The 21,638-nt window shown below is 41.0% G+C and carries 20 protein-coding genes; all 20 read left to right on the top strand.

What is annotated here, in order from left to right; genetic code table 11:
• The first annotated feature begins 1 nt into the window (after position 1).
• Positions 2-1,249 carry an EpsG family protein gene (locus L0M98_RS01860; protein ID WP_227214733.1) on the top strand — a complete coding sequence of 416 codons (1,248 nt, stop codon included), beginning with the start codon at positions 2-4 and terminating at the stop codon, positions 1,247-1,249.
• 157 nt (positions 1,250-1,406) lie between these two features.
• Positions 1,407-2,198 carry an ATP-grasp fold amidoligase family protein gene (locus L0M98_RS01855; RefSeq protein WP_186975411.1) on the top strand — a complete coding sequence of 264 codons (792 nt, stop codon included), beginning with the start codon at positions 1,407-1,409 and terminating at the stop codon, positions 2,196-2,198.
• Positions 2,199-2,212: 14 nt separating this feature from the next.
• Positions 2,213-3,304, top strand: coding sequence for a glycosyltransferase (locus L0M98_RS01850; protein WP_186975410.1), 1,092 nt, complete (start codon positions 2,213-2,215; stop codon positions 3,302-3,304).
• Positions 3,305-3,307: 3 nt separating this feature from the next.
• Positions 3,308-4,453 (top strand): glycosyltransferase, encoded by a 1,146-nt coding sequence (locus L0M98_RS01845; RefSeq protein ID WP_186975409.1) that lies wholly within the window; start codon positions 3,308-3,310, stop codon positions 4,451-4,453.
• A 3-nt stretch (positions 4,454-4,456) separates the two neighbouring features.
• Entirely contained in the window at positions 4,457-5,098 is a 642-nt protein-coding gene (locus tag L0M98_RS01840) for a NeuD/PglB/VioB family sugar acetyltransferase (RefSeq protein WP_227214732.1), read from the top strand.
• A gap of 4 nt (positions 5,099-5,102) precedes the next feature.
• Positions 5,103-5,870, top strand: coding sequence for an SDR family NAD(P)-dependent oxidoreductase (locus L0M98_RS01835; RefSeq protein WP_227214731.1), 768 nt, complete (start codon positions 5,103-5,105; stop codon positions 5,868-5,870).
• Between the two features lie 12 nt (positions 5,871-5,882).
• Positions 5,883-7,277 carry an AMP-binding protein gene (locus L0M98_RS01830; RefSeq protein ID WP_186975406.1) on the top strand — a complete coding sequence of 465 codons (1,395 nt, stop codon included), beginning with the start codon at positions 5,883-5,885 and terminating at the stop codon, positions 7,275-7,277.
• 16 nt (positions 7,278-7,293) lie between these two features.
• A complete protein-coding gene (locus tag L0M98_RS01825) occupies positions 7,294-7,533 on the top strand; it encodes an acyl carrier protein (protein ID WP_186975405.1) in 240 nt (79 codons plus the stop codon).
• 153 nt (positions 7,534-7,686) lie between these two features.
• Complete coding sequence (locus L0M98_RS01820) at positions 7,687-8,304, top strand: sugar transferase (RefSeq protein ID WP_186975404.1); 618 nt, start codon at positions 7,687-7,689, stop codon at positions 8,302-8,304.
• Positions 8,305-8,522: 218 nt separating this feature from the next.
• Entirely contained in the window at positions 8,523-9,764 is a 1,242-nt protein-coding gene (locus L0M98_RS01815) for a DegT/DnrJ/EryC1/StrS family aminotransferase (RefSeq protein ID WP_227214730.1), read from the top strand.
• Between the two features lie 160 nt (positions 9,765-9,924).
• Positions 9,925-10,317: a LytR/AlgR family response regulator transcription factor gene (locus L0M98_RS01810; RefSeq protein WP_099292496.1), complete on the top strand. Its 393-nt coding sequence runs from the start codon at positions 9,925-9,927 to the stop codon at positions 10,315-10,317.
• A gap of 186 nt (positions 10,318-10,503) precedes the next feature.
• Positions 10,504-10,875, top strand: a complete 372-nt coding sequence (locus tag L0M98_RS01805) for a 3TM-type holin (protein WP_099292495.1) — start codon at positions 10,504-10,506, stop codon at positions 10,873-10,875.
• Between the two features lie 31 nt (positions 10,876-10,906).
• Complete coding sequence (locus L0M98_RS01800) at positions 10,907-11,491, top strand: N-acetylmuramoyl-L-alanine amidase (protein WP_186975402.1); 585 nt, start codon at positions 10,907-10,909, stop codon at positions 11,489-11,491.
• A gap of 18 nt (positions 11,492-11,509) precedes the next feature.
• A complete protein-coding gene (locus L0M98_RS01795; protein WP_186975401.1) occupies positions 11,510-12,133 on the top strand; it encodes a hypothetical protein in 624 nt (207 codons plus the stop codon).
• A gap of 29 nt (positions 12,134-12,162) precedes the next feature.
• On the top strand, positions 12,163-12,801 hold the full coding sequence (locus L0M98_RS01790) for a DUF6266 family protein (RefSeq protein WP_186975400.1): 639 nt from the start codon (positions 12,163-12,165) through the stop codon (positions 12,799-12,801).
• Positions 12,802-13,093: 292 nt separating this feature from the next.
• The gene (gene purL / locus L0M98_RS01785) at positions 13,094-16,789 is read left to right on the top strand and encodes a phosphoribosylformylglycinamidine synthase (RefSeq protein ID WP_227214729.1); all 3,696 of its coding nucleotides are present in this window, start codon (positions 13,094-13,096) and stop codon (positions 16,787-16,789) included.
• A 135-nt stretch (positions 16,790-16,924) separates the two neighbouring features.
• Positions 16,925-18,439 carry an outer membrane protein assembly factor BamB family protein gene (locus L0M98_RS01780; RefSeq protein ID WP_227214728.1) on the top strand — a complete coding sequence of 505 codons (1,515 nt, stop codon included), beginning with the start codon at positions 16,925-16,927 and terminating at the stop codon, positions 18,437-18,439.
• Positions 18,440-18,501: 62 nt separating this feature from the next.
• Positions 18,502-19,068, top strand: a complete 567-nt coding sequence (gene xpt / locus L0M98_RS01775; protein WP_186975397.1) for a xanthine phosphoribosyltransferase — start codon at positions 18,502-18,504, stop codon at positions 19,066-19,068.
• 11 nt (positions 19,069-19,079) lie between these two features.
• Positions 19,080-20,405 (top strand): nucleobase:cation symporter-2 family protein, encoded by a 1,326-nt coding sequence (locus L0M98_RS01770; RefSeq protein WP_227214727.1) that lies wholly within the window; start codon positions 19,080-19,082, stop codon positions 20,403-20,405.
• A gap of 22 nt (positions 20,406-20,427) precedes the next feature.
• A complete protein-coding gene (locus L0M98_RS01765) occupies positions 20,428-21,576 on the top strand; it encodes a M20 metallopeptidase family protein (protein ID WP_227214726.1) in 1,149 nt (382 codons plus the stop codon).
• The last annotated feature ends 62 nt before the right edge of the window (positions 21,577-21,638 follow it).

Below are 21,638 nucleotides of genomic sequence, written 5' to 3'. Positions count from 1 at the left end.
TATGGGAAATTGGCTGATAGAAACGAAAAAAGGGATTGTTATAAAATATGTCTTATTTATAATATCACCTTTTATTGCTTTTGTATTTTCATTAGGGACGCTTAAAACTAAATCTTCATTTGTTGTTATTTATTTGTTTTTTGTGTTTTTGGGATTGTCGTACACTGTTCCGAATAACAGAAATGTTTTGAATTTTGATGGTGTGACGTATCGACAGGATTTTGAGGAGTATAAATTTGTTTCGAGTACTGATTTTATTGCCAATTTCAAGGATTATATAAATTTTGAAGGTGATGCGGATTTTTATTGTCATTTCGTTTATTACTGCGTTTCACGAATAACAGATAATTATCATGTGATGTTTATGATTATCGCAATGGTTTTTTCATTTTTTTCATTAAAATCTTTTGAGATATTCATTCGGGAAAAACAATTTGTAAATTCCATACCTTGTTTTATTTTGGCATATTTATTTATGTCAAATCAGATTTTTAATATTAATGCTTTTAGATTTTTTACTGCGGCATGGATTGCGGTTTATTCGTTGCTAAATATATTTGTTAAAAAGAACAATTTATACGTGTGTTTGCTCTTTTTGACTCCCATGATTCATGGATCTTTTTTTCTAATGCTTGTTGTGTATCTGATTTATCTATTACTTGGGAGATATGATAAATTTTGGATTATCGTGTTCATCATAAGTTCATTCTTTTCTAATTTTATTTTAGAATTAACTCAAAAATATTTAACAAGTATGCCAAGTTTTATTTTTAATAACTATAGCGGGTATTTTTCTGATAATTACGTGGATTTAATTAATAATAGCGGGAGTGGATTTATATGGGTAAAAAGACTTTTAGAGTTGCTTGTTAGATTATGCATGAATGTTTATGTTATCTTATTCATTTTCCATTTGAATATGATAAAGCGGAATATCAAAACAGGAAAAATGATTAGTTTCATTTTGATATTAATGAGTGTTGTTAATTTAACATCTGTAATTCCATCGCTTGGTAAACGTTATTTGTTGTTGACAATGCCTTTTATTGCCTATATTTGGTTGGTGAATTTCGAAGGTAAGAAATACAATAAATATTTATATCCATTAGGTGTATTGTTCATATTATTATTTTTCTTGCCATTTCAAGTTAATTTATTACCATGTTTAAGTCATTATAATTCTGTTTTAGAATCAACATTTTATATTTCGAGTCCTTTATACTTGATTTACAAATATTGGTTTGTTTAAGTATAGAGAATATTTAGAATCTTAATTTACTATTAATAGGATGAATAAGGTTTTGTTATATTATAAAAATCCTAGGATATTCCTCAAGGATTTTCTGTGGAAATTTTCTAAGTATATAAAAAATGATCGTTTGTACATTAGGTTAAAATATTGGGTAATGATGGGTAGCTTACCTGATTTAAAAAAACCGGAAGCATTTACAGAAAAATTGCAATGGATCAAATTATATGATAGGAAGCCTATTTATCATGATATGGTAGATAAAGTTGAAATGAAGAAATTTGTTGCAGATAGGATAGGGCTTATGTATACAATTCCAACTATTGGGGTTTGGGATAATTTTGATGATATTGATTTTGATGCATTGCCAGAAAAATATATTATAAAATGTACACATGATAGTGGTAGTTATGTGATTTGTACACCTCAAGCTCCATTGGATATAGAAAAAGTTCGACAGAAGTTAAAAAAGGCATTCAAGCATGATTATTATATCTATTCTAGAGAATGGCCTTACAGAGGTTTAAAGAAACGAATTATAATTGAGCCATTGTTGATAGATAGTTCTGGAGCGAATTATTTAACAGATTATAAATTTTACTGTTTTAATGGTGAACCGAAGTTTTTTTATATAACATCTGATAGAGGATCAAAATTAGGTTTGACCGAAGATTTTTTTTATATAGATGGGACTCCTTGTGAATTTACTCAAGTTGGTGAAAGAAGAGCTCCTGTTTGTCCTCCATTACCTCGAAATTTATCTAAAATGATAGAGTTTAGTCGGGTGTTGTCTGCAAACACTTATCATATACGAATTGATTTTTATGAAGTTAATGAACGCATTTATGTGGGTGAGTTAACTTTTTTTGATGGTGGTGGTTTTTTTGGATTTGAACCTAAAGAATATAATAAAATAATAGGAGAATGGATAAAATTACCTGTTGATTAATTTGTTATTTTAGTATGAAAAGTATTTTATTCTTAATTAACAACTTAGGCTCTGGTGGTGCTCAACGGCAAATAGTTGAATTGGCTGTAAGATTTAAACAATCGGGATATAATGTACGTTTTTTGATTTATGAACGTGCTTTTAGTGATTTCTATTTTGAAACGCTTGCTAATCATGGTATTGAGATCGATGATGTTGCAGAAAGTAATTATTTAAAACGTATTTATAAAGTTAGGAGATATATTCGAACAAGTGTGCCGGATGTATTGATTGCTTTCTTGGAAGCAAGTAGTTTTATGGCCGAATTAGCTAGCTTCCCGTCAAAAAAATGGAAATTAATAGTTGGCGAAAGAAGTGCTAATCCTGCTATAAAGAAGTCGTTGAAATTAAAGTTTTTCAGACAATTTCATGTATTGGCAGATTATATTGTTGCTAATTCTTATGAGAATATACGTATAATTCAAGAGATAGCTCCAATAATAAAAAGAGATAAATACAAGGTTATTTATAATATCTTTAATGAAGATAAATTGAAACCGATAGATGATTTTGAATTTGGCAAGCATGACAAGTTGAATCTTGTTGTAACCTCAAGTCATCGATATTTAAAAAATCTAGATGGTTTAATAGAGGGGGTGAAGTTGATGAATTCCGAAGATAGAAATAAATTGAGAATTAATTGGTATGGTAGTAATTTGTTTGATGATTCTTTAGAAAAAGCATTGGAAAAGGTGAAGAATTATGATTTTGAAAATATTTTTTCTTTTCATAAAGATACTTTGAATATTTATGAATTTATGAAAGAAGCTGATGCGATAGGGCTTTTTAGTTATTTTGAGGGACTGCCAAATGCGATTTGTGAAGGAATGCTTTTAGGTAAACCGATTATCGCAACAAGAGTGTCTGATATACCATTATTTATAAAGGATAGAGTCAATGGATTTCTTTGTGATGCAGCAGATCCTATGACAATAGCACAGGCTTTATCTTCATTAGTAGCTTCTTCATCCGAAGAATTATCAATAATGGGTAAATGTAATTATGAGGTTGCTCAAAAATTGTTTGATAGAGAACAAATTTTGAAAGCCTATGAATCATTGTTTTAGGATATGTATATATTGATGATATCCCGTGGGTATCCAAGTTTAAAAGACCCGCAATGGGGTGGTTTTGAGCGAGATCAAGCAGAGGCATTGAAACGTTCAGGTCATAAAGTTGTTGTGTTGAGCGTTGATAGACGTTTTAGGTTTTATTGGAGAAAAATAGGCATTACTAGTGATGTTATAAATGGGATACCGATATTTAATTCTTTTCTTTTGCCTAGTGCTTTTTTTAGAATATGGGGAGAGAAAATATTTTTTAAAATATTTAGTATTCAGATGGATAGATTGTATCGAAAGGTGCAAGCAAAGTACGGTAAGCCTGATATAATTTATTCTCATTATTTATATAATACCGCAGTTGCAACAGATTTAAAATGTAAATATAAGATTCCCTTAGTAGGTATTGAACATTGGAGCAAATTGAATAATGATAAATTATCTAAATATTTAAAATTTTTAGGTAAAAAGGCTTATGGCGGAGCTGATGTTGTGATTGCTGTTTCAAAATCGTTAGCTAATAGAATAGATCAACATTTCAAAAAAAAGGCCGTTGTTATTCATAATATGGTTAATGCAAGTTTTTTTGAACGATCACAATATTTCCCAAAAAAGGGCGTATTTTCTTTTATTACAGTTGGAAATTTATTTCCGATTAAAGGACATGATCTATTAATAGAAGCATTTAAGAAAGCTTGTTTTGATGATCATGTTGAGTTGAAAATTATAGGTGATGGAAGGTTGAGGTTTTATCTGGAACAATTAGTAGATAAGTATAGATTGAATCGTCAAGTTAAGTTTCTAGGGAAGAGAAATAAAGAAGATATTAAAGAATTTTTAAATTCTTCAAATGTATTTGTTTTATCTTCTATAGCTGAGAATTTTTCAGTTGCTTTATTGGAAGGGTTGGCATCAGGATTGCCCGCAATAGCAACTTTGTGTGGAGGTACGGATGAATGTATTAATGAGTCAAATGGAATTCTTGTACCTGTAAAAAATGTAAATGCTTTAGCCGAAGCTATGAAACAAATGGTTATGAATTATTCTCAATATGATAAAGAGAAGATCAGGGAAGAATGCAAAAATGATTATTCCCCAGATGTTATAGTTGATAAATTGATATACGTGTTTAATGGGGTACTTGTAAAGTATTAATATATGAAAAATTTGATAATAATAGGTGCCGGAGGAATGGGACGTTCCGTTTATAGTATGGTGGTAGAGTGTGATGGTTATAATGTGGAATATGTTGTGAAAGGATTTATTGATAATAATCTTTTTTCATTGGAAGGATTTGATGATTATCCCCCTGTGTTGGGTACGATTGATGATTATATTCCTCAAGAAAATGATATATTTATTTGTTCAATCGGTGATATTATAGCAAAAAAGAGATGTTGTGAACAATTGAGTCAAAAAGGAGCAGTATTTATTACGATAGTTCATCCTTTGGCTCGAGTTGTCAAAACAGCAAAATTGGGCAAGGGAGTTATTGTAGCTCCTTATGCAACAGTAAATGCAAATTCTGTAATTGGTAATCACGTGTTAGTGCAAACGCATAGTGTTGTATCGCACGATGTGGTGATAGGAGATTGGACTAGAATTGACACGCATGTTGTTTGTATTGGTGGAATAAAGATTGGAAGTAAGGTGATGGTACATACTGGGGCAATTATCAATCATAATGTGTTAATAGAAGACGAAGCTTGTGTTGGAGCAGGAAGTTTTGTTGTTACGAATGTGAGAAAAGGTACTTCTGTATTTGGTAATCCAGCACGAGAGTTTAAAATAAAAAATTGATAAAATGGAAATTGTTAAAAGACTGTTAGAGGAACGGGTTTGTTTGGTTACAGGTGCAGGACGGGGGATTGGACGCGTTATAGCAGAACAGTTTGCCGCAGAAGGGGCTATTGTGTATGCTAATGATTTGTATATGGGAGATATGGATAGTTGGGCTAAACGAAATGCAGAAAAATACATGACTCGAATGATACCTGTTTGTTTTGATATAACTGATGAGAAAGCAGTGAAGCAGTCTCTTTCACAAATAATGAAATTGGAAAAGAGAATAGATTGTTTAGTTAATAATGCTGCTATAATATCGAATCAAAAATTAGGTATGATTGTGATGTCTGAAGCTGAAAAGATGTTTAAAGTGAATGTTTTGTCCGTTATTAATATGATTCAGATAATTGCTCGTTTGATGGCAAGAAATGGAGGAGGAGGGATAATAAATATTTCTTCTATTACAGCAACGAATGGCTCTGCGGGACAAGTAGCTTACTCTGCAAGTAAAGGTGCGATTATTTCATTGACAAAATCTTGTGCGAAAGAATTGGCTACCATGAATATTAGAGTTAATGCAATAGCACCAGGTATAGTAAAAACAGAAAGGTTTGAAGAGTTATATGAATCGGATGGTGAAAAGATTGATGGTAGAATTGATAAAATTGCCTTGGGACGACTTGGAACTCCTTTGGATGTAGCAAATGCTTGTTGTTTTCTGGCTTCCGAGCGAGCAAGTTATATCTCTGGACAGATTTTAGGTGTTGATGGTTGTGCTTCTATTTAATAGTGTTTTGAAATGTTTCTGAATATCAATAAAAAAGAGCGAGCTTTAATAGCAGCAATAGATGATAGTGGAAGACAAATATCTTATGGGGAACTTGTTGAAGCTAGTGTAGATTTTGAAAGAGTGATAGGAAAAAGAACTCTTATTTTTATTTTTTCGGAAAATGTTATTGGTTCTTTAGTTGGTTATGTTGCTTCTTTGGCTGCTCGTGTTGTACCTTTAATAATTAGTACGAATACTGAAAGATCATTGTATCTAAAATTAATAGATACGTATTTACCGGAGTATATTTGGGTACCAGATGCTTGTGTGGTAGATTTCACGTATGAAGTTATTTTTTCAAAATACGGGTATACGTTGCTGCGGACGAATCATGTTGCTCCGATTTTGTTTGAGGATTTATCTTTATTATTGCCAACTTCCGGTTCCACGGGAAGTTCAAAACTAGTAAGGCATAGTTATCGGAATATAGAAGCTAATGCTGAAAATGTGGCTTCTTTTTTTGGATTTACGGCAAAAGACAGAGGTTTAGCTATTCTTCCGATGCACTACACGATGGGATTGTCTGTTATAACAAGTCATTTATGGACTGGTGCGACGGTACTGTTGGTGAAGAAGAGTATGTTGGATCGTGATTTTTGGACGTTTTTTAAAGAGCAGAAAGCAACAAATTTTACAGGAGTCCCTTATAGTTTTGAAATTTTGAAAAAGTTGCGGTTTACAAGAATGGAGCTTCCAGATTTACAAATTATCTCGCAAGGAGGAGGAAAAATGAATAAGGAGATGTTTGCTTTTTTTGCGGAATACGCCAAAACAACAGGGAAGAAGTTTATTGCAACTTATGGACAGACTGAATGCACTGCAAGAATGGCATTTTTGCCTTCGGAATTGGCTTGTGAGAAGACAGGAAGCATCGGGAATGCAATACCCAATGGAAAGTTATATTTGATAGATGATAAAGGAATGGTGATTGATAAGCCTTATATTGAAGGGCAGCTGGTGTACGAGGGAGAGAATGTGACATTAGGTTACGCGTACTCTGCAATGGATTTATCGAAAGGTGATGAAAATCATGGGATCATGGAAACGGGGGACATCGCATTTAAAGATTCTGATGAATGTTATTTTATTGTAGGAAGAAAAAGTCGATTTTTGAAATTATTTGGGTATAGAGTTGGACTGGATGAATGTGAAGCATTTATAAAAGAAGCGTATAATATAGATTGCGCTTGTGTAGGTAATGATGATTATATGAATATTTATATTACAGATGTTTCTTTGAAAGAGCAAATTCAAAATTTGCTTGTTATCAAGACAAATTTAATAGCTTCCGTTTTTAATATTATAGGTATTGATGTGATACCCAAAAATGAATCTGGTAAAACGTTATATAGTGAGTTAAATTAAATAAATTGTTTATAATATGACAAATCTTGAAAAGTACAACAGGGTATTTATGGAGGTATTTTCGGTTTCAGAAAAAGCTTTTGACCAAGAATTCTCTAACCAAACAATAAAAGGGTGGGATTCAATTAAACAATTGAGTCTTATAACATCTTTAGAGGATGAATTTGATATTATGTTTGATACGGAGGATATTGTTGCTTTTTCTTCTTATAGTGTCGGTAAGACTATATTAAAAAAATATGATGTGATGATTTAATATGATAGATTATTTGTAGTAAATAAAACTAAGATTTTAGTTTGGTGTATGCAGAAATAGAGATTGTTATTTGGATGATGAAAAGAAAATTTTAACTTGTTGGATGTTCCTATTTTGAAAGCAAAGATGTTTGTGATTGATTTATAATATAAGATGAGTGTATATGTGTCTTTAGTGAAAAGGGGGATTGATTTCATTCTTGCCCTAATAATGTTATGTATTTTAATGCCGTTTTTATGTGTTGTTGTAATTTTATTATTGATTGCACATAAAAAAATAACCGGGATATTTTTTGTACAGACACGTTTGGGGTATAGGGGAATACCTTTCAATATTTTGAAATTTAAAACAATGAGTGATGAAAGGGATGAGAGTGGGATATTACTTCCTGATGCAGATAGATTAACACCTGTAGGGCGAGTCGTGAGGGCGTTATCTATAGACGAACTGCCTCAATTAGTAAATGTGTTGAAAGGAGATATGGCATTAGTGGGGCCTCGTCCTCTTCCGGTAAAATATAGGGAGCTTTATACTTTAGAACAATTTAGACGGCATAATGTGCGTCCCGGTATTACGGGATGGGCTCAGGTCAATGGAAGAAATAATATATCGTGGACGAAGAAGTTTGAATATGATGTATGGTACGTGGAACATATTTCTTTTATGTTGGATTTGAAAATTTTATTTTTGACAATAAAGAAGGTTTTCATGAGGGAGGGGGTAGCAAAAGATGGAGAAGCGACAACGGTTCCTTTTGATGGCACCAATTGACAAGTGAGGGGGCAAAAAGATTGGCTTGTCGTAATAAGAAAAATGTGGTATGTTCAGTGAAAATGATTCGAAAGGATAGGACGAGAGCCTAAAACATGGTGTAAAAATTGAGAGTCTATTAAAAATAATTGCAAGTTAAATTAATAAATAAAGCACTTGTGATAGAGAGGCATGTATGACAAGTCTTGGCTATAAAAGTGCATGTTTAAAAGACTTTTATGAATCGAAAACGTATTTATCTTTGCCTGGCACACATGTCTGGTGAAGAACAAAAGTTTATAAAAGAGGCATTTGACATGAATTGGGTGGTGCCGCTGGGACCGAACGTGAACGGTTTCGAGGAGGATATCAAGCAGTTTATCGGGGAAGGTAAAGAGGTGGTGGCGTTATCAGCCGGAACGGCAGCGGTGCATTTGGCGTTGTTGGCTTGTGGTGTCGGGACTGGTGACGAGGTGATCGTGCAGTCGTTCACGTTTTGTGCATCCGCTCACCCGGTGACTTATCTAGGGGCTACTCCGGTGTTCGTGGATTCGGAGGCTGATAGTTGGAACATGGACCCGGATTTGCTGGAGGAGGCGATCAAGGAGCGGGTAGTCAAGACGGGTCGTAAGCCAAAGGCGATTATCCCGGTGGCGCTTTACGGGATGCCATACGATTGCGAGCGAATCTTGGAGATAGCCACCCGTTACGATATTCCCGTGATAGAGGATGCCGCCGAGGGATTCGGTTCGAGGTATCGAGGGCAAGCGCTCGGGACGTTCGGGCGTTACGGGGTGTTGTCGTTTAACGGGAACAAGATGATCACCACGAGCGGTGGCGGTGCGTTGATTTGCCCGGACGAGGGGACGAAGCGGGAAGTGATGTTTTACGCGACGCAAGGACGTGAGGCTTATCCTTATTACCAGCACGAGAAGATCGGTTATAATTACCGGATGTCGAATATCTGTGCCGGAATCGGGCGGGGACAGATGACGGTAGTGGAGGAGCACGTGGCGCATCACAAGCACGTGCAAGCGTTGTACCGGGAGTTGTTAAAGGGGGTAGATGGTGTGACCCTTCACGAGAACCCGTCGTCATGTTATGACAGTAATTTTTGGCTTTGCACGGTGACTCTTGAGCCGGATTTGCATGTCAAGGGCGAGGAACACGCTTACGAGGAAGCGGTACAAGGAGCCGTTGGTGGAGCGGCGGGAGTAACCCGGGCGGCTTCGGCTTTACACACGGCTTGCGAGCCGAACCGAAACGTGGAGGCGATGCGGTTGGCGTTGGATCGGGCGGGGGTAGAGAGTCGCCCGTTGTGGAAACCGATGCATTTGCAGCCTGTTTATAGAAATAACCCTTGTCACGTGAACGGGGTGAGCGAGTCGTTGTTTAAAACGGGACTCTGTTTGCCTAGTGGTCCTTGCGTGACGGATGATGACGTGAGTTATATTGTAGAACAAATTAGAATGAATTTATGATTGTCGATTGGGAGATTTACCAATTTATGATTTACGATTGGGCGATTGAGTGATTTAGACCAGAGGCTGTGTTTTTTGACACAGCCTCTGGTCGTTTTTGTGGGTATTGTTTCCTTGTACATGAAAAAGGTCATTTCACGAAATATAAAACTACAGATTTATGAAAGAATTGAATGATCAATCGCAACGTCTCGTGGGAGACCGTTTTTTTATACGTAAAGGTGAACGCACAGTGAGATATTTTTACTCGGAAATTCTGTACGTGGAAGCTTCGGGATGTTATAGTCGTATTTATTTTCGGGATCGGTCCACGCTTTTCGTCACCAATCCTCTTGTGGCGACCGAACTGTTGTTGCCGAGGAATATGTTTCGGCGGGTTCACCGGAGTTATATCGTGAATCTTTGGGAGATTGAGGGGTTTGTCAATAACACAATCTACATTGATGATATTTTGATACCGATGAGTTCCCGTTACCGGGAGGAGGTATTCGGGTGTTTCGTGTTTTGGAATTTTAGGTCAGAGAAAAAGGGGGAAGAGGATAAAAGTGCATAGAAGATAAAATCGTTAATTATTAATCGTGCTTGTGAGATGACCTTGTATAGATAAATATAGAACAAGTTCCGTTTAGATAATTTTTCCGGGCATTCAGATAATAAATCGGGGCATTCAGATAATTTCGTTTGGTAAAGGGCGGTTTGGGATGTACTTTTGGAATACAATTAAAAATTACAAAAGATTATGGGAGTATTACAAAACGTGATTAGAGAGATTGGGGATATCGTGAATCGATTGTCGGTGTCCTCGAGAGAAAAACAGAAGATACAGGAGGAGATTCAATCTCTGGTGTATCGTTACAAGAGTGAGCTGGTGCGTGAACAGTCGGCGGCAGTGGGTGATGAGATGCGGGGAAATTGGTTGCAACGGTCGTGGCGCCCGATGGTGATGCTGGTGCTCACGTTGTTGGTTGTACTGGGAGTATTCACGGAGTCGTCAATGTTGTCCGACACTTCCCGTTTTTGGGATTTGCTGGAAATCGGGATAGGCGGGTACGTGATTGGTAGAAGCGGGGAAACGATTACCGGTAACCTGTTGTCCCGAAGACAGAAATAAGGCATGTGTTTCATTTTAAATTTGAAGTGTTATGGAAATTATTGACAATTTGTTGTTCGGGGATAACGTGAAGTATTTACAGTGTTTGAAATGTAACGTGAGGTTATCGCACTCGGATACTATCGTGCTGCACGGGACGGGAGGTGCAAGCGCTGTTTCGTCCGCCCTTTACTTGAGCAGACCGGACACGGGAGTATCGGCTCATGCGGTGATCGGCCGGGACGGGGAGATATTCCAGTTGTTGCCTTTTGACGTGAAAGCGTGGCACGCGGGGAAGAGTTACCATGCCGGAAGGGTGAACTTGAATGATTGTTCGATAGGCATAGAGTTGGATAACGCCGGAGAGTTGCAACGGGTAGGCAACAGGTATTACTCGTATTTCGGGCGGGAATATTCTCCCGAACAGGTGTACACGACCGAGATAGAAGGGAGAGCGAGGTACTGGCATCTGTTTACCGAGGGGCAATTTAAAATTCTGGAAGAGGTTTGTCGCTTGCTGAAAGAAAGGTACAAGATCAAATATCTCGTGAGGCATTCGGATATCACTTCACGAAAGGTAGACCCGGGACCGGCATTTCCCTTCGAGGAGTTGAAGAAGAGATTAAAGTTTAATTAATTAGAAAAGGAGGTTGTTATGGCTCGTTGTTATTCAAGTGTGTTTAATCGTTTTTCGGGGCAGATAGGGAGGGTAATTTATTATCAGGTAGGGGATAATCTTTACATGAGAACATCCCCGGGACAGGTGAAGGATTGTCGTTCGGAGTTGCAATTGTATTACAGGGAGAGAATGCGGGGAACGGTCACGTTTTACGGGGTTGTCCGGCAGACGCTATTGGCTCTCGTGTGGCAGGCCGTGGGGCGAAGAAAGAAGCGTTCGGCGTATAATCTTTTCGTGCAGGCCAATATTCGGGCGTTTAACGGGACTGCATTGCTGTATGATTTGGTGCGTTTCAGCTCGGGAGGCTTGGGTTTGCCCCATGATTTACAAGCGTGCCGGGAAGGCGATAAGGTTCGTTTGACATGGAGGAATGAAGATATGTTGAGCGATGAACGGCTGGCGGACGAATTGTGGTGCGTGGTGATGACGGAGGACAAGAATTTCCGGATTATCGGACCGGGAGAAACCGAGGCAATTCGAGGGGATGAACTCGTGGAGATAGAGCTCACGAGCGAGGAAAGAGGGAAGGTACATTTTTATTGTTTCTTCGGGTCAGCGGGGAGAGATGATTTCTCGGAGAATTTACATTTCGTGTTATGAATATATGTTTTATTTTAAAATTTGAGATTATGGCATTATTTAAATCATTTTTGTTGGGAGACGTGAGAAAATCAGTGGCTAACGTGACGATGTACGCTGGGGCGAACGGGTACAGTATCGCGCGAGGCAAGAGGAACACGGTGCGCAACCCGCGGACGCCCGCGCAATTGACGCAACGGGCGAAGTTGAAGACACTGGAAGAGGTTTCCCGGTATTTTGCCCCAGCGGCGGTCCTTGGTTTCCCGGGACGTAAGGGTGGAAGCACGTTCTATAACGCGTTCGTGTCATCGAACATGGCGGCAGTGACGGTGGACGAGAATTACGAGCCCACGATTGATTTCGAAAAACTCAAGTGTGCCGCCGGTTCTTTGCAAAACGGTAAAGTGACTATCACGGTGGACGAGGAGAACGGTAAGGTGATGGTTTCACAGGAGGCTCAAACTCGGTGGAACACGGTAGCTAACCCGACGGACGTGTTGCACGTGGTGGTTTACGAGAAGACCAAAAAGGAGATGATCGTGGAAGCTTGCAGGAATCGTAAGGAAGCGGGTTCAACATCGATCGCGATGGACGAGGGATGGAGTAAAGAGAATCTCGTGTTTTACGCTTTCATGTTGTCGAAGGACAAGCGGAAGGCGTCGAATAGCGTGACGGTTCGACCGGAATAGTGTTTTTTCCCCTAGGGCAAATGCGTGAAAACACTTTTTGCCCTATTAGTCAAAGGTTTATAAAGTTCATAAGGTCCGTAAAGTCCATAGACCCTGCGGGCGCTTAGCTTACGGCAGCAAAGCTGCCGATGAACACAGTCCGAAGGGGACGCCCGTGACTTTATGGACCGGGCAAAAAGCGGTTTCATGCGAATTGTCCGGTTTTTTCCCCGCGAGTTGAGAGGCTGGCGGGGAATTTTTTATTATATTCGCGGTGCGAACACGTGTAGTTGAAAATAAACAAATAAAACGCATGGCTATAGTATTCTATCAAAAAGATGCAACAGTGTATGCCGTACACTATAAAGATACGGAAAATCCTTTAGATGTAAGTAAATTAGAATGGTTGTTCAGTGGTGCGAAGAGAGTGCGGGAGGATGTTCTGGATAGCTTTTTCGTGGGGCCTCGCCGGGAAATGATTACCCCGTGGAGCACGAATGCCGTGGAGATTACCCAGAACATGGGGATTGCCGGGATATTGAGGATCGAGGAATTTACTCGCGTTGAAGATGAGAAAGCAACTTTTGACCCGATGCTTCAAGCATTCTACAAGGGGTTAAATCAAGATACATTCACGATTGACAAGAAGCCGGACCCGATCGTGTATATCGAGGATATACGGGTTTACAATCAACAGGAAGGGTTGGCTTTGAACGAGGATGAGATTTCTTATTTGGAGAGTTTGAGCAAGAAGTTGAACCGTCGTTTGACGGATTCGGAAGTGTTCGGGTTCTCGCAAGTGAATTCGGAGCATTGCCGGCACAAGATTTTTAACGGAAGGTTTATTATTGACGGGGAAGAGCAGGAGGAAAGCTTGTTTGCCATGATCAAGAAGACTTCCAAGACGAATCCTAATCGTATTGTATCGGCTTACAAGGATAACTGTGCTTTTATCGAGGGACCTGCCAGCGTGCAATTTGCCCCGGTGTCACAGGATAAACCGGATTTCTACACGCAGAGGGATATCAACACGGTGATTTCGTTGAAAGCGGAAACGCACAATTTCCCGACAACGGTAGAGCCTTTCAATGGAGCTGCAACCGGTACGGGCGGTGAAATCCGCGACCGTATTGCCGGGGGACAGGCTTCTCTTCCGTTAGCGGGTACGGCTGTTTACATGACTTCCTACCCTCGCTTGGACGCCGACCGCCCGTGGGAACAGGTTATTAATCCCCGGAAGTGGTTGTACCAGACTCCGGAAGATATATTAATCAAAGCTTCGAACGGGGCTTCGGATTTCGGCAATAAATTCGGTCAACCGCTAATCGTGGGTTCCGTGCTGACTTTCGAGCACGAGGAACACGAAAAAACGTATGGTTACGACAAGGTGATCATGCAAGCCGGGGGTATCGGGTTCGGTAATAAAGACCAAGCAACGAAACATACCCCGGAGGTAGGTGAGGAAGTTGTGTTGTTGGGGGGTGACAACTATCGTATCGGTATGGGCGGCGGAGCCGTTTCATCGGTAGATACGGGTGTGTATGCCAACGCTATCGAGTTGAATGCCGTGCAACGTTCCAACCCGGAAATGCAACGCCGGGTATGTAATGCGATTCGTTCTATGGCGGAAAGCGAGAATAACCCGATCGTGTCTATTCATGACCACGGGGCAGGCGGGCATTTGAATTGCTTGTCCGAATTGGTGGAAGAAACGGGAGGTTTGATTCATCTGGATAAGTTGCCCGTGGGTGATCCGACACTTTCCGACAAGGAGATCGTGGGTAACGAATCGCAGGAGCGCATGGGACTCGTGATTAAATCCGGGGACGTGGCAACATTGCAACGGGTGGCTGACCGCGAACGCGCACCGATGTACGTGATAGGGGAAACGACAGGAGATCACCGTTTCGTGTTCGAGGACGGGAAAACCGGGGAAAAGCCAATCGACTTGGAGATGACCGATATGTTCGGGAATCCGCCGAAGACGATCATGGAGGACAAGAGTAAAAAAGAACACTTTGCAGAAATAGAATATAGTGCCGATAAAGTTGAAGAGTATATCGAGCAGGTATTACAAATCGAAGCGGTGGCTTGTAAGGATTGGTTGACGAACAAGGTCGACCGTTCCGTATCCGGTCGGGTGGCTCATCAGCAGTGTGCCGGACCGTTGCAATTGCCGTTAAACGATTTGGGTGCCGTGGTATTGGATTATCACGGGGAGAGAGGTATCGCAACTTCTATCGGGCATGCCCCGGTTGCCGCGTTGGCTGATCCTGCCAGTGGTTCCCGGTTGGCTATTGCCGAGGCTTTGACTAATTTAGTCTGGGCTCCGGTCGAAGAGGGACTGCGGGGTGTTTCCCTGTCGGCAAACTGGATGTGGCCCTGCAAGAACGCCGGAGAGGATGCCCGTTTGTATAAAGCGGTACAAGCTGCCAGTGATTTCGCGATAGAGTTGGGTATCAATATCCCGACGGGAAAGGATTCCCTTTCCATGACGCAGAAATACGGCAAGGATAAAGTATACGCACCGGGTACGTTGATCGTTTCTACCGTGGGAGAGGTTATCGACGTGAAGAAAATCGTTTCCCCGGTATTGAAGGCGGACAAGGATACGGAAATCGTTTATATTGATTTCTCTTTCGATAAGTTGAAATTGGGAGGTTCCAGTTTTGCCCAGATATTGAACAAGGTGGGACGAGAAACCCCGGACGTGAAGGATGCGGATTATTTCGCCGCTGCTTTCACTGCCGTTCAGCGTTTGGTGGACGAGGGGTATATTCTTGCGGGACACGATATCTCGGCAGGAGGTATGATTACCGCGTTGCTTGAGATGTGTTTTGCAGACAATCGTTTGGGACTGGATATTGATTTCTCTTATTTAGCAGAGAAGGATATCGTGAAGATATTGTTTGCCGAAAACCCGGGCGTGTTGGTACAAATCAAGGATTGCAAGAAGGTTGCCGCTATCTTGGATGAAGCTGGGGTAGCTTATAACTTCTTGGGACGTACGGGTAAAGCCGGGAAGTTGAATATCAAGAAGGATGCTACCGTGTTGAATCTCGATATTCCGTCTTTGCGGGATCTTTGGTTCAAGACGTCTTATTTGCTGGATCGTCGTCAGAGCGGTAATGAATTAGCTCTTGAAAGATACAAGAATTACAAACATCACGAGTTAAAATACAAGTTTGCCCCGTCATTCACGGGAAAACTGGCACAATTCGGGTTAGATCGCAACCGCACGAAATCGTCAGGTATCAAGGCGGCTATTATCCGGGAGAAAGGATGCCAATGCGAGCGCGAAACGGCTTGGGCGATGCATCTTGCTGGATTTGACGTGAAGGACGTGCATATGACCGATTTGGTTACCGGTAGGGAAACTCTCGAAGACGTGAATTTTATCGTGTTCGTGGGCGGATTCTCCAATTCGGACGTACTCGGTTCAGCTAAAGGTTGGGCAGGAGCTTTCAAGTATAACGAGAAGGCTCGTATCGCTTTGGAAAATTTCTACAAACGTGAAGATACTTTGAGCTTGGGGGTTTGCAACGGTTGCCAATTGATGGTGGAGTTGGATTTGATTTACCCGGAACACAAGGAGAAAGCGAAGATGTTGCATAATGATTCCCACAAGTTGGAGTCGGCTTTCCTAAGTGTCGATATCGAGGAAAACAATTCCGTGATGTTGAAGACTATGGCCGGAACACGATTGGGAATCTGGATTGCTCACGGGGAAGGGAAGTTCTACCTGCCTTACGGTCAGGAAGAGTACAATATTCCGGTACGTTACTCGCATGATACATACCCCGCCAACCCGAACGGCTCGCCGTTTGCCACCGCAGCAATATGCAGTAAGGACGGTCGCCATCTGGCGATAATGCCTCATTTGGAACGTTCTATACACCCGTGGAACTGGGCCTATTATGCAGAGGGACGTGAAAATGACGAAGTGAGCCCGTGGATAGAGGCATTCGTGAATGCACGGTTGTGGGTTGAGAAACAAAAAGGATTTTAGGCTGAGTTTATAAAGTTCATAAGGTTTATAAGGTTCGTAAAGTTGTAGGGATATATTCCTTGACTTTATGAACCTTCTTTTTTTCTTTAAAGAAATATTCTATATTTGTAGGAATAGATTTAAAAGTCCGCACTTATGGTTACAACATTACATTTTATACGTTTTTCTATATTGATTTTGGTATGCGTGATGGTTGTTCCCGAGGCGGACGCACAAGCCCGCCGTAAAGTTGACGATGAAGAAATAGCCAACCGTATCGTGGGTAGGGATTATGAACGTCAAATAAATATCTCGGGACGGGAAATTGTTTTTGACGGGAATATACGTTACATGTATCCGGATACGATAAATCTTTCTTTATTCGTGCAATTGGAAAGGTTATCCCGATCAGGAAATCCTTTGAACGCGGGGGTGTTGTTAACCGTGGATGCGGAGAATGAAAAAGTGTTATGGCGCGAGAAAATAAATAATGAATACGAGCGGCTGAATCCTATCGGAAGTATATTGTTGTTGGAAGCCGGAAATAACACTGCCTGTTATGACCGTAATACGGGAAAGATTTTGTGGCAGCATAAAAATCACTTTTCGCACGCAAGTGAAAAATGGGGAATAGCAATGGGGTACAAATTGACATCATCGTCACCTCGCCCGAAGTTGCAGGGCGTTGACGTGAAGACCGGTGAAGTTTTATGGGAAAACCATTTATATACTAAATACGGTTGGACGGAGATGAACGGGAAGGATGATTCCCTTGTGTTTGTGGTTTCCGACGCGTTGTACGGGCTCAACGTGAAAAGCGGGAAGGTCTGGCGGCATGAGCTGTTTTTGAAAGATCTGCCGTTCGAGCGGGGGAAAGAAGAGTTAATGCAGAGTCTGGTATCGAATATTTACATGGAAGATGATAAGATTTACGTGGCCTCATGTGATCGGGTATTCTGTTTGGATAGAAACGGGAAAGTATTGTGGCTGCAGGGAGTGCCCCGCAAAATCGCCGCTCAGTCTTTGCTGTTCACTAAGGACAATTTGTTATATATGGTCAGTTTAGGGTATGGTAAAGTGGGTACTCTTTATCCCGCATGGGGACAGACTTTTATCGCTTCGTTCAACAAAGAAACGGGATTTCAAAATTCTTTTTCGGCCTATCCCAAGGAGTTGGGCAAAATTAATTACGTGCAATTGCGAGGCGACACGTTATACACCTTGTTTGAAAAGTATATGCTTAAATTCCCGATAGATAGTATACGGGGTATTTCTCCTCTTAAATTTATATACGATCAGGAGAAAGATGCCATGAAATATCTGGTAAGCGAGAATGTTTTCGTGATGGACGAGCATTCTTTGTACAAGAGTTTATACGAATGTGATTCCACGAAAACTTATGTATTCACGAATCAGCAGGCGATATTGTGCGTGAACGGGGATATGGCGTCTTATGTATGGCTGCAACCGGGACAGTATTGGGTAAGTTATATGGCTTACCGGGGATATCATTTTTTAGCGAACGAGGACGAAACCATGGTCGTAAATCCCGGTGGAGAGCTCGTGGCATATCTGAGAGTGGGAAAAGAATCGGTGCGGATAGGGGATAAACTTTTTGATGCGCAGAATAACCGGATTGTGATTGTAGATTTGGAAAGTATTATAAGGTAAGCCAAGAAAATTTTGTACTTTTGCCCTTTAGACAGTGTAAACGTGCAATAATCATTCGGTATATGGAATTACTTAAAAAGAGAATACTACAAGACGGTAAATGCTTTGAAGGCGGCATTCTGAAAGTGGACAGTTTTATTAATCATCAAATGGACCCGATCCTGATGAAGTCTATCGGGGTTGAATTCGTGCGGCGTTTTGCCAATAAGGATTTCAACAAGGTGATGACGATTGAAGCGAGTGGTATTGCCCCGGCTATCATGGTGGGGTATCTTTTGGAGTTACCAGTAGTCTTCGCGAAGAAGAAGCAACCCAAAACGATGGAAAATATGATTTCCACGACGATTCGGTCTTTCACGAAAGACCGGGAATATAATGTTTGTATCAGTCGGGATTTTTTGAAAGAAAGAGATAGGGTTCTTTTTATTGATGATTTTCTGGCGAACGGGAATGCCGCGAACGGTATCATTGATTTGATCGAACAAGCGGGTGCTCAACTCGCGGGCATGGGATTTATTATAGAAAAGGCATTCCAACACGGGGGTGACACGTTACGGGAGAGAGGCGTGCATATCGAATCGTTGGCTATTATAGACAGTCTGGATAATTGTCAAATTAAAATCAGGTAACCGTATAAATTATGAGCACGAATAAACAAGTGAGTTCTGCCATTATATACGGGATTGAAGATCGGCCACCTTTTAAAGAAGCGTTCTTTGCCGCATTACAGCATTTGTTGGCTATTTTTGTCGCTATTATTACTCCGCCGTTGATTATCGCGGGAGCTTTGAATCTTGATTTGGAAACGACAGGTTTTCTTGTTTCGATGGCTCTTTTCGCATCCGGGATTTCTACGTTTATTCAGTGTAAACGGGTCGGGCCTATCGGTACCGGGTTATTGTGTATTCAAGGAACCAGTTTTTCGTTTATCGGACCTATTATATCAACGGGATTACTGGGGGGACTGCCTTTGATTTTCGGGGTGTGTATGGCAGGTTCCGTGGTGGAAATGCTGATTAGCCGCGTACTTAAATACGCTAAAAGAATTATCACTCCGTTGGTATCCGGGATAGTGGTCACTTTGATCGGAATGAGCCTCGTGAAAGTCGGGATAACAGCTTGCGGAGGTGGTGTAGTGGCGAAAGCTAACGGCACGTTCGGTAGTTTCGAGTATCTTGGATTAGCTGCATTGGTGTTGGTGCTGATTATCTTTTTTAACCGGAGCACGAACAAATATCTCCGGATGAGTTCTATCGTGATCGGGTTGGTTGTCGGGTATGTTATAGCTTATTTCATGGGAATGATTGATTTTTCCTCGGTACAGAGCTATTCCGGTGTGAATATTCCGGTACCGTTCAAATACGGATTGGCTTTTGACTGGTCGTCTTTTATAGCTATCGGTTTGATCTATATGATCACGGCGATTGAGGCTTACGGGGATATTACGGCAAATTCCATGATTTCCGGTGAGCCGGTGGAAGGAGAGAAGTTTATCAAGCGTGCCTCGGGAGGTATTTTGGCGGATGGTTTTAATTCTTTTTTGGCCGGGGTTTTCAATTCTTTCCCGAATTCCGTTTTCGCCCAGAATAACGGGATGATTCAATTGACAGGTGTTGCCAGTCGATACGTGGGATATTATATTGCTGCTTTTCTGGTCATTTTAGGTCTTTTCCCTGCCGTGGGGCTGGTCTTTTCGTTGATGCCGGAACCCGTGCTCGGTGGTGCTACTTTGTTGATGTTCGGGACAGTGGCAGCAGCCGGAATCCGGATTATTGCTTCCCAGAATATTAACCGGAAAGCGACTCTCGTGATAGCTTTAAGTTTTTCACTCGGGTTAAGTGTTGAATTGATCCCGGAGATACTGGCTTATTGCCCGGATACGATAAAGAATATTTTTTCATCGGGAATTACCACGGGAGGTCTTACCGCTATATTGGCGAATGCTTTGATACATATAAAAGAGTAGTTGTATTTCAACAGGATTAAATATGAGTGTAGAAGATATTTTTCCCTTAGCCGTGGAATTCAGGCGTCATTTTCACCAGCATCCGGAATTTGCCATGCAGGAGGTGGAAACACAGCGTTATATTACAAAAGTATTGGATAAATACGGAATTGTATACCGTACCGTCGGGACCGGTGTTATCGCAATGATCGGGCAAGGGGAGAAGTGTGTGGCTATTCGTGCGGATATGGATGCTTTGAAGGTAACAGAAGAAACCGGATTGCCGTTTTGTTCTCTGACTCCGGGAATGATGCACGCTTGCGGGCATGATATGCACATGGCTATGGTATTGGGGGCTGCTGTTGTTTTAAAATCACGGGAACAGGAGTTGAACGGGATGGTAAAGGTCATATTCCAACCCAGTGAAGAGAAAAGACCGGGTGGAGCTCGTCTTTTGTTGCCGGAGTTATTGAAAGCCCCTGTGCCGCAAGCTATATTCGGGCAGCATGTTTTTCCTAATTTGCCGACCGGAACAATCGGAATCCGTTCGGGGGCATTTTTTGCTTCTTCCGATAATATAATCTTTTCCGTCGAAGGGAAAGGAACTCACGCGGCAATGCCTCACATGGGCTCAGATCCGATTCTGGCAACTGCTTGTTTGATTCAATTCTACCAGACTTTAGTCACTAAATTCCGTGATCCCTTGATTCCAGCCGTGATTTCGATTACTTCCGTACACGGGGGAACATGCAATAATGTAATTCCCGATAAAGTGGAAGTTTTGGGAACGGTCAGGACACATGATAATACATTGCGTTACCGGCTATTCGAGTTGATAGAACAAAAGTCCAAGGAGATTTGTGAGTTGTATGGATGTACTTTTACCATGGACAAAACTTGGAACGGGTTGCCCGTGCTCGTGAATGACGAGCAACTGACAAAATTCGTGACTAATAATGCGACAGAACTTTTGGGAGAAGACCGTGTGATTTCGATGAATCATCTCACTTTAGGGGAGGATTTTGCTATTTATTTGGAAAAGATTCCCGGGGCTTTTTGGGTATTGGGAGTTCGTCCGCCAGAGCAAGAGAATATGCCCCCGTTGCATAACCCGAAAATGTCACCGGATGAGAATGCGATAAAGATTGGAATAGCGTTAATGGTGAAGAATTGCCTTCAATATTTTATATAAAAAGACGGTGTAAAAGAGTTGGATGGTCTGTCTTTTACACCGTCTTTTTCTTTAATATGTTG

It is taken from the genome of Butyricimonas sp. DFI.6.44 (assembly GCF_022132345.1).
Lineage (GTDB): Bacteria > Bacteroidota > Bacteroidia > Bacteroidales > Marinifilaceae > Butyricimonas > Butyricimonas muris.
Note: the sequence above shows the minus strand (reverse complement) of the source record. Positions and strands in the feature narration are given on the sequence as shown.